This is a genomic window from Mariniphaga sediminis, assembly GCF_003573545.1.
In the GTDB taxonomy this organism is placed as follows: Bacteria; Bacteroidota; Bacteroidia; order Bacteroidales; family Prolixibacteraceae; genus Mariniphaga; species Mariniphaga sediminis.
Genome location: NZ_QWET01000001.1, coordinates 212,773 through 230,613, shown reverse-complemented (window position 1 = coordinate 230,613; position 17,841 = coordinate 212,773). Strand labels below are relative to the sequence as shown.

Here is a 17,841-nt window from a genome sequence, read left to right as displayed (position 1 = left end):
ACTACACAAAAATGCAAGAAAAACCCCGGGACCTCGTCCCGGGGAAAAAAACCAAAAATCAACTAACCTTTAAACCGCCTGGTAACTTCGTCCCAGTTGATGAGATTCCAAAATGCATTTACATAATCCGGACGTCTGTTTTGATAATTCAGGTAATAGGCGTGTTCCCACACGTCAATACCCAGAATGGGCATTCCCTGAACATCTGCAACATCCATCAGCGGATTATCCTGGTTGGGCGTAGACGAAACCACCAGTTTTTTATCTTGAAGAACCAACCATGCCCAACCTGATCCAAACCGCGTTAAAGCAGCCTGAACAAAAGCCTCCTGGAAATTTTGTACTGAACCAAATGAATCGTTTATTGCACTGAGCAATTCACCCTGAGGACCTTCCGGTCCACCCGGAGCTAATACCTCCCAGTACAAATTATGATTGTAATATCCTCCTCCATTATTTCTAACAGCTGTGGAATGCCCCGAAACACCTTTCAATATTTCTTCAATGCTTTTTCCTTCAAGAGAACTTCCTGAAACTGCATTGTTCAGATTAGTTGTGTAACCTGCGTGGTGTTTTGTGTGATGTATTTCCATCGTGCGCGCATCAATATGCGGCTCCAAAGCTGAATAATCGTAACTTAATTTTGGTAATTCAAATGCCATATCTTTATGTGTCTTTTTTAAAATTATTAAAATACTTTTTTGTCCTTATCTGCAAATATAGGTTCCATTTTCTGTCCTTGCAAATATTTTGAGATAAAAACACATTTAAGTATTCTATTGTTCACCAACAAGAGTAATAATTTATTTTACCCTTACATATTACTGTTATTTTTGTCATATTTGAATAAATATTTTAAAACAATACCAATTGACTGAAAGAAAGACTTTCCTAACCTTTATTCTTCTTCTTACGCTGCTATTCAATGTATTTTCAGTTGGAGCAAAAAAATATACCATTGGCTTTTCTCAGTGCACCACTACTGATTTATGGAGACAAACCCAGCAAAGGCTTATGCAGATCGAGCTTTCTTTTCATCCGGAAATGGAGCTTTATATAAAAGATGCCAAAGAGGATAACCAAACACAGATTGAACAGATCGAATCATTTCTACAAGAAGGTATAGATCTCCTCATTGTATCGCCCAACGAATCGGCACCCATAACTCCCATTGTAGAAAAAGTTTTTGATTCAGGCATCCCGGTCATTGTTGTTGACAGGAAGATTGAATCGAACAAATATACCGCATATATTGGAGGAGACAACTACCGAATCGGACAAGAGGCAGGGAAATATACGGTGGAATTACTGAAAGGGAAGGGAAAAATATTGGAAATTTCCGGGTTGGAGGGATCGTCGCCGGCTACAGAAAGGAGGAAAGGTTTTGAAGATGTCATTTCCAATTATCCTGAAATAAATATTGTTTTTTCCGCATCAGGAGAATGGAACGAAGAAGGCGCAAGGGAGGCCATGCAAAAGGTGCTTAAAACAGAAAAGGATTTTGATCTGGTGTTTGCCCATAATGATGTAATGGCACGGGAAGCGTATAAGGTTGCTTATGAGCAGGGAATACAAAAAGACTTATTCTTTTTGGGAATTGACGGCCTGCCTGGTGTGGGAGGTGGAATAGAAGCCATAATTAATGGCAAACTGGATGCCACATTCCTTTATCCAACCGGAGGAGAAGAAGCCATTCAAACTGCGTATAAAATTTTAAATCAACAGCCGTTTGTACGCGATAATGTGATGCAAACTATTGTAATCGATTCCAACAATGCACAGGTCTTAAAACTTCAAAGCGAACAGATTGAAGCACTCCAGCAAAAAATAGAAGCTCAACGTTCGGTGCTTGATCTTCAAATATCGAGGTATCAGAGCCAGCGCCTGATGCTCCTGCTTGCCATTACCCTGCTCGTAATGATTGTAATATTGGCCATTGTAATTCTCAATGCCTTCAGAAATAAAAAAATGGCCAACGAAAAACTGGAGGTACAAAACCGGGAAATTGAAAAACAAAATACCGCCATCTTAAAACAACGCGATGAGCTGATAAAAATAAGCGAACAACTGGAAGAAGCAACCCAGGCTAAACTCCGCTTTTTTACCAATATTTCGCATGAATTCAGAACCCCGTTAACTCTCATTAAAGGCCCCCTGGAAAATATGATGGAATCTTCTCAATATAGTGAGATGCACCAAAACCAGTTTCGGCTTATGCACCAAAATACCATCAGGCTTATGCGGCTTGTCAACCAGTTAATGGATTTTAGAAAACTGGAAAACAAAAAGATGGATTTGGTAGCCTCAGAAAACGATTTGATACTCTTTTTAAAAGAAATTGAAGAATCATTTTCATCCCTGGCACAAAGTCGAAATATAAGGTTCTCATTTATCTCGGAAGAAGAACACTTATTTGTTTGGTTTGACCGTGATAAAATGGATAAAGTTTTCTTTAACATTCTTTCCAATGCCTACAAATTTACTTCCGATGGAGGTGAAATTTCAATAACCTTAAAAAAACATCGCTCTCAAACTCCCGGCATAAATCCGGATGAAGTTCAGATAATAATATCTGATACAGGCACCGGCATTGCCACAAAACATTTGGATAAAATCTTCGATCGTTTTTACCAGGTTGGCAAATCGCAAACCTTTAACGGAACTGGTTTGGGATTGAGCCTGTCAAAAGAATTTATTGAGATACACCATGGCCGAATTAAAGTGGAAAGTGACGAAGGGAAAGGCACCACATTCTATATATACTTACCACTGGGGAACCAACATTTGAGACCGGAAGAGATGGTGGCTGAGGAAACAATACCGAAGCATCTGCTAAACTACCATGTTTCTACTCCCAAATTAGTAACCTCACCGGGTGATATCGAAAATAAAATGAATCAGGCTGAGAAGCCGCTCATTTTATTAGTAGAAGACATGGCAGATGTAAGAGATTTCATCCGTTTCAGTTTGGGGAATAAGTATCAGATTGTGGAAGCTGCCAATGGTAAATCAGGCATTGAAATGGCTCTGAAGGAAGAACCGGATCTTATCATTAGTGATGTAATGATGCCGGAAATGGACGGACTTGAGTTAACACGCCTGCTAAAAACAGATATAAAAACCTGCCACATTCCCATTATTCTGCTTACGGCCAAAGCAGAGCTGGAACATAAACTGGAAGGGCTGGAAGAAGGCGCTGATTCATACATTCCCAAGCCATTCAACAGCAAACACCTGCAAATAAGAGTAAAAAAACTGCTTGAGTTGAGGTCGAAAATAAGGGAACACTACAAAGTCAGTCTTGATTTTAGGGAAGATTTTGGGAACTTAAGCCGCATGGACCGCAAGTTTATTAATGAGCTCACCCGGATTATCGAACAAAACATAGGGAAGGAAGATTTGAGTGTGGACGAGTTAGGACAAAGAGCCGGCATGTCGCGGGTACACCTTTACCGGAAAATTAAAAAACTGACGGACATGTCTGTCAGTGAGTTTGCCAATTCTGTCAAGCTTCGAAAATCTCTCGAACTACTGAAAAACAGTGGCAAATCGATTGCAGAAATTGCGTATGAATCAGGGTTCTCTTCCCCATCCTACTTCACACGCTGCTTCAAAGATCAGTTTAAAATGTCGCCAAGCGAATTCCGGCAAAGAACAGAGTATTAGCCTCCATTACCCTGCATTTTATTCCTGTTTCCAGGAAAAATATGTCATTGTACAAATAAGTTCTGTGCAGAAAGATTGAAAGGAAATGGCGGATATTTCAGCGGCACAACCATGCAGTAATTTACCGTAAATTTCAGGGGTTGTTTAAAATTTATTTGTGAAGATTATTTTTTGTTGAAAGAAGTCATCCGGAAGAGATTAACGTACTCCGTTTCGGCCAACCCGAATTGAATATTTTCCTTCTGGTCATTTTCCTGCCCACATGTTCAAACAACCTTAAAAACCGTCCGTTTTAATAAACGTAATTTTTTCAACCCCCTCATTAGATACATTAAAACCATAAACCTTGCCCTCCTTATCCCGAACAAACTCAACATGGTCAAAAATCCAGTAGGTACCTTTAAAAATGTCAGCTCCTTTGGACAGAAATTCGATATCCTCCAGTCTTTTATGGCTGGCCACTAGTTTTTCATTCTTAATAGAAAAATGATACCGGGTATCCAACTCGCTACAATAATAATTCCCTGTATATTGTTCCAAAATGTTTTTATCAATCTCCTTAGTATCTGCATAAGGGACGATTGTTTCCGAACTTTCATGGCACACAACTTCCGGCTTCGTCTTAATATCGAAGCAAATATCAGCCACTTTCATGGCAAGTTGAATCGTATTGCACGATGCAATATTGCTCAATACAATGATACCCAATGTATCTTTGGGGAAAAACATCATAAATGACCGATAGCCCGCATCAACACCTGAATGATCGATAACAGGATGCCCCTTGTATTCTCCCAATGCCAACCCAAGGGCATAATGGATTTCTGTTCCGTTATTGAGTATCCCTTTCGTTGTGAACAAGTCAAAAATAGCCTGGTTGCCTACATTTTCTTCATTAAAATTGATAAGCCATTTGGAAAAATCACCGGCTGTGGTAAAAAGTCCGGTGGCCCCGGTATTCGCAAAATTCAGATTACTTTTTTTGAGGCTTCCGGATCTGTCATCATAGGAATAGGCTCTGTTTTTTACAATTTCTTCATGATCATCATAAAAAAAAGTATTATCCATTCCCAAAGGTTTAAATATCCTCTCTGAGGCCCACTCTCTCAGTGTTTTCCCGGTTACCCTGTGCACAATTTGTGCTGCCAACGTATAATTGGTGTTGGAATAACTATACTTTTCACCGGGTTTGAAATTCAGGTCTTTTTGATTATAAATCATTTTCAACAATTGATTCTGGGTAATCACATCATCCATCCTCCATCCGGCAAGGGCCATTAACATCCATTGATCCCTTAATCCACTTGTATGATTAAGCATCTGCCGTATGGTAATCTTACTTTCTATTTGCAACTCAGGAATGTATTCCTGAATAGCATCATCCAGGGAAATCATACCTTCGTGATGCAGCGTTGCCAGGGCAAACCCTGTAAATTGTTTGGAAACAGAAGCGATATGAAAGACGGTAGAAACAGTTACCGGGATATCATATTCAACATTTGCCACCCCATAGCCTTTAGAATAAATAACTTCGTCATTCTTTACAATAGCCATTGCCACTCCCGGGTATTCTTTCCGGTCATAAAACCTGAAAAGTTCATCTATCCGTTCGGAAAAAGTTTTCCCTTTATCTGCCTTCTCTACCAAAATCGAATAAGTACCTTGTTGATTTATTGCCTCGTAAGGAACTCTTCTTTCTCCATCCCAAACAAACCTGTTTTTATCATTTTCCAGATGTATAATATTCCCTTGTACAGGCAAAAGCTCAACAAGGTATTTCCCCTTTTCGGTGGTTTCAAAACTAAAAGGTTCAGCCGAATGGACATTCTTCTGTAAATCCTGTGAGAGAAGAACTTTTCCCGTTGGTGAGAATACCGAAATGTTCAGGTTTACACCGTTTTGTTTAATATGCCCGCTTGCCTGTAAACCGCTGTCCAGTTCTATTGAGAACCGATGGTTTTGTCCCGGAAAAATATCTTTCGACGTCTCCACCCCTAAAAATAAATTCTCCGTACTTGGCTGGGCCTTACTATTCCAATGAAACCCAAAGCATATCACGAATAATAGCAAAATACTTATTTTCAGTCGCTTCATATATAGTGTCAATTTATTATCAGGGTAGATCCCTTCATCAGGTTGGCCACAAGACAACTATGAACGGGTATAACCCCAATAAATTCCCCAACTTTTATTCTCTCGAAAAAGGATGCAGGCGCTTTGACAACACCATGCTCCTGCGACATCCAGGATACATATGCTCCTGTTTCTTCAGTCTTCCAACCTTTCCCGCTCAACTCCACCACATCGCCATAAAAAGCACCTTTCTCAGGCGTTGTTAGCATCTCTTTGGAAAAATGTACAGCTCCGCCAAAAATAATGATCTCCTGCCTCTCTTTATGGATGGCAACTACCGGACATGCAACGATTGCTGAAACCTGTTCTCTTTTGCAGGAACCTATCAATACCTGCATCAAATCGTAAAATATAAAATTCCCGGGGCGTATCTCATCAACTCCTCTGAAGTTACTGACAATACTACATGTAGGAGTGTCTCCGGCCGAAAGTTTTAAGGAGAGAAATGCCCTTCCAAATTTCTCCTTCAGGCGTAACATATCATCCATGTATTGATTGAATACACGCTGAATTTCCGCTTCCCCTTGCGCAAAATAACTATGCCCGGCAAAAGTTAAGAAGCCCTTAAAAATCAATTTATCTGACGTGCTTATTTTTTTCAAAAGTTGCCCAATTGTTTCCGTATCCGCAGGATTAAGCCCTGCCCTTTTATAGCCTGTATCAATTTCTACAAATACGCCCACTTTATTGGTAAGCTTTTCTTCCAGACTAGTTACCACCTCAATATCTTCCAGTAAGATATTCAAATTGATTCTTGACGATAGCGAATTTATCTTATCTGCTTCATTCAGGTTTACAGAAAAGGCTATGGTAATATCATTCCAACCATCGAATGCAAAATATTCCGCCATTTCACAGGAAGAAACAGTAATTGCCCGGACACCAACCTCTCTAAACCATGTCCCGATTTCATAGTTTTGATGTGTTTTAAAATGTGGTCGGAGTTGAACTCCCTGGCGGGTAGCCTTCTTAAACATTGCCTCTATTTTATCTATTGACTTCTTTTTATCAATAATAAAGGTTGGTTTACTCAATGTAAGATCTTTCATTCTTAAGGTATCATTCTATATTAATCTGCCAGACGTTTATCCTCGTTCCAAACAGAATTTAATTCCCATATCTTCGCTTCTTTTAACGTTATCTCTCCGCCTTTAGAATATATCCGGACATCTTCATACGGTTTATCAGGGAAAAACAACGAAGTCATCACAACCTCTCCGTCATTAACAAAAACCTCTGTGGATGACCAATCCATAAACACATGAAGTTTCAAACTTCTGTCACTGCTGTAAGGAGCGGTTTGTTTTACCGGAAACTCATTTGAAAAATCTGTCAGTCCAGATACGGTGCGATTTATAAAGACTACATTCTTCTTTAACAAATAGCCAACCTCCAGCCTTTCTCCCTCCACATTAGACCATTCTACAATTATAGAATCAGCCTTTAAAGTCTCATTGTCTGTTGCATTTTCGAATTCAAAAATATATTCAGACTGGCACAGCTGATTATTTTTAAGGTTCAAATCAAGATTTGTTGAAATTACCTGCGAGGAAACTACTTCTACATTATTTCTCAAGTCAATAAGTTCGGGCACCGGCGAGGATACCAGTCGATATGTATCCTCTGTACATTTCAAATAAAGATCCCGGGGAATTGTCATGGCACTTCTCCAGGGATGCGTAGGAACTACATTTGCATATTGCCAGTTGCTCATCCAGCCAAGAAAAACCCTTCTGCTGTTGTCGGGCAAATCAGACCATGTAACTCCGGCATAATTATCCTTGCCGTAGTCAAGCCAGTTTATATCTTCGTTCACCGGAGTAAAATGTGTCCCGTCAAAATCGCCAATAAAATATTGCGTTGCTGACCCGCCGTTTGGCCCGCCATTGCCAATACTTACCAGCATTACCCATTTTGACTCCTGTGTCCCTTCCACCGGAAGTTCAAACAGATCCGGGCATTCCCAAACTCCGCCATGAGCTCCGATATTTTCTCCAAAGCTACTTTCCGGGTTCCAGTCAATCAGGTTTGCTGAAGAAAATAACCTTACCTTATCCTCAGCGGAGAGAATCATAATCCATTTTTGGGTATTCGTGTGCCAGAATACTTTTGGATCCCGAAAACCCAGGCTGTTCTCATCTACCAACACAGGATTATTTTTATACTTCGTCCAGCTTCTTCCCTTATCCACACTAAAGGCAACAGACTGGCTTTCAAAACCGCGCGGTTTGCCATTCAGGTGCCGGTGAGTAAAAATGGCCACCATGGGAGGATTATCTTTTGAACCAAATCCGCTTGTATTATTCCAGTCTATTACAGCACTCCCCGAAAATATGTATCCCAAACTGTCGGGGTAAAGTGCGATGGGAAGATGTTCCCAATGTACCAGATCCTTACTGACAGCATGCCCCCAATGCATGGGCCCCCAAACAACACTGTCAGGATAGTGCTGATAAAAAAGGTGATATTCTCCTTCAAAATAGACCATACCATTGGGATCATTCATCCACATCTCTTTAGGGGTAAAATGGTACTGTGGACGGAACTTCTCTTTGTGGGTTTCATCTGCTCCCAATGAGGACTGTTTTTCAGACGAACGGGTACATCCTGCAATCGACAATATGATGTATGACGTAAATATCATTAGCCCCGCACGATGTAAATAGCCTTTTATTCCAAAATTCAGATATCTCATATATTTTGTTCGATTAAGTGTTTCTCTTAAAATCTTTCGTTTAATTGGCAAATGCCTGCATGCTCTCTGTCATCAGTCGAAAAGATCATACTTAGGCCATTTGGTTATACTTGCGATACGAACAGTGAGTAAATTATTTATAGCTGACAGCATTTCCGTATCGGGTATAGCTCTGGTATTTACCACTACCGAACCTCCCAAATCGTCATTGATTCTGGATAACGATGAAGCGGTACCTGACATGGAACCATTAAAAACCCATGTTCCATAGGACAGATAGAGGTAATTCAGACTAGTGGCGGATAAAATGTCCGGCTTCGAATTGTTTCTGTCCATCCTGACCAGGAAGCGGGTCAGATCTTCTGCACTGGCTATCCATCCGCCGCCGGCATCCATCCGTGCGACATCAATAAGGTAAGGACTATAGTTTTCCTGATCATAATAAACCACTTCCTTTTCAAACCGATCCGTGACCAACGTTTTACCCACTTTCATATTACTAATACCACAGGGTTCAAGTATGGCCTGTTGAACATATTCTTCGTACGGAAGCCCGGTTATTTTTTCAATAACCCTGGCCAAAACGAAATAGCCAAAATTCAAATAATTCTCAACGGTTCCCGGAGTATTGGCGATAGATCTGTTGTCTAACATTTCGTTTAAAAGTTCTTCATTATTATACCCCGGGTAACCAAACATAGGATCAAAGGGGTAATTGGTCCACCCTGATTTATGTTCTACTAAATGTTTAACGGTTACTGATTCCACATGCTGACCATAAGGTGGTGTTCCGTAGTCGAAAGCAAGAATACCTTCGCTTCCAAATACTTTATCGTCAAAACTCAACTTATTATTTTCAATCAGCTTTAATATGGCAGCAAGAGTAACCGACTTTGAAACGCTGGCAACCCGGAATAAGGATTCATTGGTTACAGGTGCATTCGTTTCTTTATCGGCTATCCCGTATGATTTCAAATAAACCAGCCTTTCCTTATAAGTTACAGCCAACTGAAGACCCGGAATATTATATTTATTCATTATATACTCTGCTTCCTCGTCAACAGATTCATAATCCTGTTTTATACCAACTTTGTATACCCGGGATAATCCACTCTCTGAAATTACCGTTAGTTCAACCACCTCCCGGAAATCAATAACCGACTTTCCGCTAACAACTTCCGTATTTTCAATAAAAGCTTTTGCATTATCGGAAAGTGTAAAATCGGCTACTAAAGCAGAGATATCAGTTCCGGGCGGTAAAAATACCTCTACCATATTACCATCGATAGAGCCCTCCGAGGTTACAGGGATATTATTTCGGCTCTCATCCAGAGCAAATGTTTTCAATTCATTCTCCTGATTACCTTCTCCAGGAGAGTTATCATCATCCGAACATCCTGCCCCGATAAAAATGATAAAAACCAACAAATAATAAATATTCTTATATTTCATCGCTCTCGTTTTTACTAATTATCAACTGTTTTTTTAATGGACACCAATTCCAGCCCCTGTATCAGTTCGCTTCCTCCGCTTCCGGTAATTTTCAAATCATTAAACTCGTAACGCGGAAAGATAAGTGCTGTCATAACCTTTTCCCCGTTATTGACAAATACCTCTATTGAAGACTGGTCGAGAAGTATTTCGAGGGGAAGGATATTATCTTTTATGGCGTAATCACACTTTATTGTTTTGACAAAAAGATTGTGAACATGAGTATTTCCTGAAAAACTTCTATCTATACTAAAAACGGCCTGATTCTTATCGTATTTCAACAGGACCTCCTCCCTGCTGTTATATATTTTCAACTCAAAAAAGGAGTTATTGGATAGATTAATTTGGGTTTTAATTTTGAAACTTCCACTTTGTATTATTTCATTATCTTCTATGTTTATTTCCTGAACCGCTTCGTTATAGGTTTCATTTTTCCCTGCTACCCCCAGCAATTCCTCTACTGGTTCAAAAGTCATGAAATACTCGTTATCTGAGTTTTTTTTCAGTCCCAGTTGCCTTGGGACAGTCATTGCTCCTCTCCATTCTGTGGCCGGGATGAGTCCGGCATAATGCCAATTATTCATCCATCCGATAAAAATCCTTCTTCCATCTTCATTTGGAATATCAGACCAGGTGATGCCTGCATAATTATCAATACCATAATCGGCCCATAATATTTCGTCATTTTCATGGGTAAACTTATTTCCATCAAAATCTCCTACAAAATACTGAGTAGCACTCCCGCCATTCACTCCGCTATATTCTGAGGTTCCCCCCACGCTCACTATCATGATCCACTTTTCTGTTCCATCTTCACTTTTAAGCGGGAAAAGATCCGGGCATTCCCATACGCCATTTGTGTAACCAATACCTGGTCCAAAATCACTTTCAAAAACCCAATCAACCATATTCAAAGAAGAATAAATTTGAATTCGATCCCCTGCGGCAATCACCTGTATCCACTTTTGTTCAGGCGAATAGAAGAATACTTTAGGGTCCCTGAAATCACCGACCTTTGAAAGTACCGGGTTGTTGTCGTATTTTTCCCAGGTACGTCCCCGGTCGTTACTGTAGGCAAGGCTCTGCACCTGCAAATTACCGGCATGAGTAAACATGGCTACCAAAACCTCTTCATCCCCTGTCTGAAAACCACTGGTATTTTGCCAGTCGACCACCGCACTTCCGGAAAATATGGTGCCTATCTCATCCGGTTCAATTTTAATCCCCTGATCTTTCCAGTGAAAAAGATCGGAACTGATAGCATGTCGCCAGTGCATGGGGCCCCATACTATGTCGTCTGGGTTATGCTGATAAAAAATGTGGTACTCCCCTTTAAAAAAAACCATCCCATTGGGATCATTCATCCAGCCTGTTGGTGGTGTTAAATGGTAAAAAGGCCGTGTACTTCTCACTTCTAAATTCTTGTGCTCATCTATGGGATCATCATCTTCACCTGAGCTACAGGAGTACATAACAAGTGACACCCAAAATATCAACAAAAATAAACCTGTTCTCTCCCCTGATAACTTCATCATTACTATTTATATGATTAAACATAAACAAAGTATTTCCCGGACAATTCCGGGAAATACTCTTTCATTACTAATTCGTTAACAGATATTCTAACGCATTCTTCGTAAATCTTTCAACATTATTCTGGTATAAGTTTGTTCCATCAGGATTTAATTCTCCCTGGGCATTTTTATTAAACTCAAATGCTCCAAGTCCCTGTGCAATAACTCTTCCCTGGAATTCTTCTGTCGGCAGGAACTCCATAACGCCTGCCATATAATAATCCCGGTTACCGGCCCAAACGCCCAGCCACTCTACCTGATTGGCATTTCTAAATGCATTATAAGCGCCGGCATTTCCATAGTCAAATCCGTGAAAAGGAGCTATTTCTATAATCACATGGTTGTGATCTTCTACCCATCCCGGAGAGGTAAGCGGAATCCAAATATCGCCATTGCCCTGAACAACAGTAGAAAGCCCCTGGTAAACGGGATGCGAACTTTTATCGTACGGTTGCAGGTTCCCTCCAACGGTGACTCCAACATACCAGCTGTCATTAAGATCCCAACCTCCGCCGGAACCAACTACTTTTGCATAATTATTGGTTATACGTCCCATGGGCCATAAATACCCAACAGCATGTGTATTCAATAACAGGTCACCTCCGGCTTTATAAAAATCAGTAATGGCACCCAACACTTCTGCATCTAAAGCTATCTCAGGTATATCCGGGGAAGCATCATGATACCACCATAATACCTGGTATTGGCTGAGATCTACAGAACCACTTTTTATTGCGTCAAAACTGACGTACCGCCCATTTTCAAAATTGTCAAAAAACCATTCAGCGGCTGCTTTTTCATCATCTTCGGTAATAGAAAGAGAGTCTGCATAGGTACCCAGAAAACCCATATAGGTTTCCTGAAGTTTCACCATTATGGTGTAGGTTTTGGATTCGCCCTGATTAGAAACTGTCAGCTCCACCGGATTGGTGAAATCCAAACCTAACGTTATATCAGGTGAAATGACTGCATTCTCATTGACATCAGCTGTTACAACCAGGTTCGTTAAATCTGTATTTACAGGAAGTGTTACGGTGACTGTATTTGCATTATTATCTATGGTACCTCTTACTCCATTCAAATAAAATGAAGAAAAGGTAAGATCTATAAATAATACGTGAATGGTATATTCGCTGTAAACATCTCCATTAATGACTTTCAATTTAACAGGTTGAGAAAAATCGTATCCTGATGTAACATCGGGTAGCAATACCGCGTCAGTATCCAATGAGATATTGGGGGACATCTGTGTCACATCGGTCCCCGCCGGCACATATACAACAATGGTTTTATTCTCTTCACTGATTTCACCCTGCTTGTTATTCATCGTAAACTCATGTATTGTAACATCAGCATCGAGTTTTAGAGAGCTTACATATTCCTCACACGAAGAAAAAACGACCAGTAGAAAGTAAACTATCAGATAATTCAATTTTAAATATTTCATGGCACACATTTTTATATTACCAACCTGCATTTTGTTCATAAAGATTTTTACTCCAATTTAACTGTTGCTGTGGGATAGGAAGGTACTCATCTCTGTTCTTTTCAAAGTATGCCTCTCTCAAATACTCTCTTTTACTCTTCTCTTCTTCAAAATAATTATTGATATACTCCGATGCGATACCCCATCTAACCAGATCGAAAAACCGGTGGCCTTCCATGGCAAGTTCTAATCGCCTTTCCCATCTCAGGGCCCGCCTTGCAAAGTCCTGGGTCCAACCGGTACTCCCATACATGGAAATATTATAATTTCCAATGAGTGTTTCATCAGGAAGCGTAAGTCTCTGAATACTTGAAGCTGCCCTGCTCCTTATCCGGTTTATTATGGGCAACGCCTCACCGTGCCTGCCCAACTCTATTAAAGCTTCAGCTTTCCACAACAATACATCTGAAAATCGTATAAGTATTGTATTCTTGGAACTGGACATGAACGGCGGAAGTTTTACAAAACAATCACAATCCGGCGAAACATTCTCTTTTAATGAGGAGTAATAACCATAAATATTTACAGTTCTTGCCCAATTGGTTTGATAAATGTGATTATGATCGTACTTCCAGGGAACACCGGGAAATGCAACGGTATGATTTAAACGGGGATCTATATTCCCGCTCTTTAAATCCTGCACATTTTTAACATCATTATTGTTAAATGTATCAAATAAGGGCAGTCCTTCTGAATTGGTTTGAAAAGCATTTACGAGGTTCTGTGAAGGGATATGAAACCAGCAACATCCGAATTCCGGATTCATAGGATTATTCAGCATGGCAGAAAAATCCACTCTTCCGCCTTGCGGCGTATTGTCATCAATTGAACGCTGAATGGCAAATACAGATTCCGGGCCATTCTCAAATTCCCACAAAAAGGGTTCAGCAAAATCATCTGTCAATTTATATTTCCCTGAAGCAATTACTTCATCAATCAATGTAACCACTTCATTTAACTTGTCCTGATTAATTCCGGTAACATTATGGTTTTCATCCTGTTCATAGGCCTGATACAATAAAACCTTTGCCAAATAAGCTTTTGCCTGGAATTTGTTGATCCTTCCTATTTGTGTTTGACTTTCCGGCAGGTTTTCAGCAGCAAACCTAAAATCGGCTGCAATCCTATCCCAAAGTTCATTATTAGACAAATCATTGCCTGCTTTATTGATATCATCAACGGTAGCTGTTTCATCAAAATGAGGGATGTGTTTAAACAGAATTTTCAGGTCAAAGAAAAAATGACCTCTCAAAAACTTTAACTCGGCCTGACGAACCTTTTTTAGCGGAAACTCTTCTTCGTCCATTTCGTTAATTCGGCGTAAGGCATTATTCACCCTGGAAATGGCCACATATTGTCTGAACCATTTGATGTCGGCAAGCCCGTTGTCCGGCGAATAAAAAACAAAGGTTTCAAAGAAGTGAAAATCGCCTAAATCAGTGGGGCCTGCTCCCCCTTTATAAGCATCACCACTTCTTAAATCGCCATAAGGCCACAGGGAATTTGGAGCCGTGTAATGATCATTCCCCAGGCTGGAATAAGCTGCAATGATTAATTTTTCAATGTTCTCAGGAGTATTCAATTGCGCGTCAGAGATTGTTCCCAACGGAGGTACATCGAGAAAATCCTTGTTACATGAAGTTTGAAAGACACTCCATAGAATCAAAAATATAAACTGTAATTTTTTCATTGGTTCAATAGTTTAAAGTGAAATATTAACACCTAAAGTGTACATTGCTGGAATAGGATAACCGTTTCCGGGATTTTCAGGATCCGGCCCTGTAAAACTTTTATCTTTTATAGTCCAAAGGTTTTGTCCCTGGATAAATACCCGGATATTCCGAATAGAATATTTGCTTAACAGAGACGGAGGAATAGAATACCCTATCTGAAGGTTTCTTAACTTCAGATACGATCCGCTCTCCATAAAATAGGTAGATGTTCGTGCTTCGTTATTATTATCCGATAATGAAAGCGCCGGAATAGTGGAATTCGGATTACTTTCAGACCAGGCGTTCAAGGTTCTTCTTCCATAATTGGTTCCCTGTACTGTCGTAAAATCGGTATATATTTTTGTATCGTTAAAAACATCGATTCCGGTAATTCCCTGGAAAAAACACTTTAAGTTAAATTGCCTCCAGGTAATATCAGCATTCAATCCATACGCTAAAAGTGGGTCGCCAATACCTATCCAGTCCCTGTCATCATCATTAATTACCTCATCTTCACTGACATCAACATATTTAATCCGGCCTAACCCTTTCCCGGGTTGATCAACATGCATATTCACTTCTTCCTCGGTAGTAAAAAGACCGTCGTGAACATACCCAAACAACGAATTTATGGATCTGCCCAGAATATTTTTATCCCTTCCGTTTCCGCCATAAGCATTGACCACTTCTTCGGGCAAATACACCACCTCGTTCTTGTAATTTGATGCATTGGCAGAAATATCAATCTGGACTTCTCCAACCTGCTTCAAATACCCAACAACCATCTCAATTCCTTTATTCTCAATGGAAGCTCCGTTAACCCATCGGCCACCTCCTTCACCAATCGCTCCCAAATAAGGCGGACTAATAAGAATATCCTCGGTTTTTTTAATAAAATAGTCTGCCAACCCATATAACTGACTATTAAAAAGAGAAAAGTCAATACCAAAATTCGTTTGGGTAGTTGTTTCCCATTTTAGATTTGGATTGGCCTGTTGTGTCAGCCGAAAACCGGAAGGCAATTCTCCCCTGTCGGCTCCATCAATATCATAAGCCGTTCCACCATCCGGGCTCCATGTTGCATTGGTGGCATACTGGGCAATGTATAAATTATGGATTGCTGTATTTGAAATTTCCTGATTTCCGTTTTGTCCCCATCCAAATCTGACCTTCAGATCAGAGATGAATTCTGCCTTATCAAGAAAACTTTCCTCTGAAACCCTCCAGCCAACAGAAAATGCGGGGAAATTACCATACCTGTTGTTTTCACCAAACCGCGAAGATCCATCTCTCCTCATGGTAAAGGAGGCAAGGTATTTATCGTCGTAGCTGTAATTTACCTTGCCAAAAAATGATTGCAGCGCATAACGCCCCCCTGAACCTCCGTTAACCGGGAGTTCGGTTGCCGCATTCAAAAAAGCATAATCAATTTTTTCTATTGCAAGCCCGCGCTGAGAGGCAGAAAACTCTTCACTATTGTGTTTAATCTGCTCAATACCAGCCAATAGACTAAACGTGTGTTTTTGAACGGTAAAATCATAGTTTACAGTATTCTGAAACACCCAACTGCCGTTGAACCACATACTATTTGAAACTCTGTTGTTCGGTTCGCTCAAAAAACCCGAACGATAACTCTTTTGCAGCGTCCGGCTGTAATGCATCCCGTAATCAATTCCAAAGCTACTTCTTAACTTTAATCCGGGAATGGGTTCTGCTTCAACATAAATGTTACCAAAAGGTCTTACATAAGTACCCCTGTTCTGTAAATTATCCTCTATCAAACGAACGGGGTTGTGCCTGTCAGACATTCCGGGAGCAGGTCCTCCCCAACCACCATCCGTTGTATAAACCGGAACAATGGGCTGCTGGACCAGGGCAAGAAACATAATATCATCTGAAGGAATAAGCACTTCCGCCTGTCGGGATATCTGTAAATTTTCGCCAATCCTCAGTTTATTATCTAAAAACCGGAATTCAGAATTCAGGCGTAAATTTGTCCGTTCTACATTAGACCCCTTAATGATACCATCATTATTCATATGCCCCAACGAAATCAGAAAATTGGCATTTTCATTGCCATTTGAAATTGTGAGGTTATAAGACTGCAACAAAGAAGGTGAACTTACTTCGTCAAACCAGTCCGTATCACCTGGCCTCATAGTTCTCTGCGGATCGATAAATTCAGGAAACAAAACACCATTTAACACCGGATGACCTTCCCCATCAACTCCTGTATCAAAAAGATAGAGTTGATCGTTCGGCTCAATTCCGTCATTAACAGCAGCCCTCCATGCTACTTCCGCACGTTCCCTTGTATTCATCATATCCAAATGATTTTCATATTGCTGATACGTTGCGCTGAAGTCAAAATCTATTCTCATCCTGTTTGATTTTGCCTTCTTTGTCGTAATAATAATTACTCCATTGGCAGCACGGGAGCCATATATACTGGCGGCAGATGCATCTTTTAGCACCTGAAGAGATTCAATATCATTCGGATTTAATTCGTGCATTCCTTTTTTAGTCGGAACGCCATCAATGACAAACAACGGATCATTGTTATTTAAGGTACCAATACCCCTTATCCGAATTGTTGCCGGGGAGCCGGGATGTCCATTCGTATATATTGAAATACCCGGGAGCCTTCCCTGCAGGTTTTTCATGATATTGCCCGGAGGCAAATCTTCTATTTCATCTATTTCTGCTACCGATACAGCCCCTGTTAAATCAGCTTTACGCTGTGTCTGATATCCGGTAACAACAATCTGCTCAAGTCCGATAGTTTCTTCCTTCAGAACTACATTTATTGTGGTTTGACCGTCAACAACAATTTCCTTTTGCCGCATACCTAAAAAAGAAAACTGTAATGTCACACCGGGAGTAACCGATATAGAATATTCACCCTCCAAATTAGTGATTGTCCCTTTGGTGGTCCCTTTTTCCACAATGGAAACATTCGGTAATAAATTGCCTTCTTCATCCATTACTTTACCCGCGACGGTCACTTCCTGGGCAATAATTTCAAATGAACACAAACACATAAGAATTACCAACAATACTTTGGTCATTTTTAGAAACCTAACT

Annotated in this window: 10 protein-coding genes; 1 reads left to right on the top strand and 9 read right to left on the bottom strand. The window is 40.3% G+C overall.

Annotated elements, in window-relative coordinates; translation table 11 throughout:
* Window positions 1–62 precede the first annotated feature (62 nt).
* Window positions 63–662 carry a superoxide dismutase gene (locus D1164_RS00775; protein WP_119348025.1) on the bottom strand — a complete coding sequence of 200 codons (600 nt, stop codon included), beginning with the start codon at window positions 660–662 and terminating at the stop codon, window positions 63–65.
* A 208-nt stretch (window positions 663–870) separates the two neighbouring features.
* Here D1164_RS00775 and D1164_RS00770 point away from each other — a divergent pair, with 208 nt between their 5' ends.
* Window positions 871–3,666 carry a hybrid sensor histidine kinase/response regulator transcription factor gene (locus tag D1164_RS00770; RefSeq protein WP_147371976.1) on the top strand — a complete coding sequence of 932 codons (2,796 nt, stop codon included), beginning with the start codon at window positions 871–873 and terminating at the stop codon, window positions 3,664–3,666.
* A gap of 276 nt (window positions 3,667–3,942) precedes the next feature.
* On the opposite strand, the gene D1164_RS00765 is transcribed toward D1164_RS00770, so the two are convergent.
* The 8 genes from D1164_RS00765 to D1164_RS00730 form a co-directional block, all read right to left on the bottom strand.
* Entirely contained in the window at window positions 3,943–5,760 is a 1,818-nt protein-coding gene (locus D1164_RS00765; RefSeq protein WP_119348023.1) for a serine hydrolase domain-containing protein, read from the bottom strand.
* Window positions 5,761–5,768: 8 nt separating this feature from the next.
* Complete coding sequence (locus D1164_RS00760; protein WP_119348022.1) at window positions 5,769–6,848, bottom strand: alanine racemase; 1,080 nt, start codon at window positions 6,846–6,848, stop codon at window positions 5,769–5,771.
* 20 nt (window positions 6,849–6,868) lie between these two features.
* A complete protein-coding gene (locus D1164_RS00755; protein WP_119348021.1) occupies window positions 6,869–8,494 on the bottom strand; it encodes a glycoside hydrolase family 32 protein in 1,626 nt (541 codons plus the stop codon).
* 72 nt (window positions 8,495–8,566) lie between these two features.
* The gene (locus D1164_RS00750) at window positions 8,567–9,946 is read right to left on the bottom strand and encodes a serine hydrolase domain-containing protein (RefSeq protein ID WP_119348020.1); all 1,380 of its coding nucleotides are present in this window, start codon (window positions 9,944–9,946) and stop codon (window positions 8,567–8,569) included.
* Between the two features lie 14 nt (window positions 9,947–9,960).
* Window positions 9,961–11,520, bottom strand: coding sequence for a glycoside hydrolase family 32 protein (locus D1164_RS00745; RefSeq protein WP_119348019.1), 1,560 nt, complete (start codon window positions 11,518–11,520; stop codon window positions 9,961–9,963).
* Window positions 11,521–11,587: 67 nt separating this feature from the next.
* Entirely contained in the window at window positions 11,588–13,006 is a 1,419-nt protein-coding gene (locus tag D1164_RS00740) for a DUF4960 domain-containing protein (protein WP_172594283.1), read from the bottom strand.
* Between the two features lie 16 nt (window positions 13,007–13,022).
* Window positions 13,023–14,735 carry a RagB/SusD family nutrient uptake outer membrane protein gene (locus D1164_RS00735; RefSeq protein ID WP_119348017.1) on the bottom strand — a complete coding sequence of 571 codons (1,713 nt, stop codon included), beginning with the start codon at window positions 14,733–14,735 and terminating at the stop codon, window positions 13,023–13,025.
* Window positions 14,736–14,747: 12 nt separating this feature from the next.
* Window positions 14,748–17,825 (bottom strand): SusC/RagA family TonB-linked outer membrane protein, encoded by a 3,078-nt coding sequence (locus tag D1164_RS00730; RefSeq protein WP_119348016.1) that lies wholly within the window; start codon window positions 17,823–17,825, stop codon window positions 14,748–14,750.
* Between the last annotated feature and the right edge of the window lie 16 nt (window positions 17,826–17,841).

Coding starts and splice junctions, on each gene's coding strand:
- D1164_RS00755 (WP_119348021.1), bottom strand. CDS start 8,494: ATGAGATATCTGAATTTTGGAATAAAAGGCTATTTACATCGTGCGGGG.
- D1164_RS00730 (WP_119348016.1), bottom strand. CDS start 17,825: ATGACCAAAGTATTGTTGGTAATTCTTATGTGTTTGTGTTCATTTGAA.
- D1164_RS00775 (WP_119348025.1), bottom strand. CDS start 662: ATGGCATTTGAATTACCAAAATTAAGTTACGATTATTCAGCTTTGGAG.
- D1164_RS00740 (WP_172594283.1), bottom strand. CDS start 13,006: ATGAAATATTTAAAATTGAATTATCTGATAGTTTACTTTCTACTGGTC.
- D1164_RS00765 (WP_119348023.1), bottom strand. CDS start 5,760: ATGAAGCGACTGAAAATAAGTATTTTGCTATTATTCGTGATATGCTTT.
- D1164_RS00735 (WP_119348017.1), bottom strand. CDS start 14,735: ATGAAAAAATTACAGTTTATATTTTTGATTCTATGGAGTGTCTTTCAA.
- D1164_RS00760 (WP_119348022.1), bottom strand. CDS start 6,848: ATGAAAGATCTTACATTGAGTAAACCAACCTTTATTATTGATAAAAAG.
- D1164_RS00745 (WP_119348019.1), bottom strand. CDS start 11,520: ATGATGAAGTTATCAGGGGAGAGAACAGGTTTATTTTTGTTGATATTT.
- D1164_RS00750 (WP_119348020.1), bottom strand. CDS start 9,946: ATGAAATATAAGAATATTTATTATTTGTTGGTTTTTATCATTTTTATC.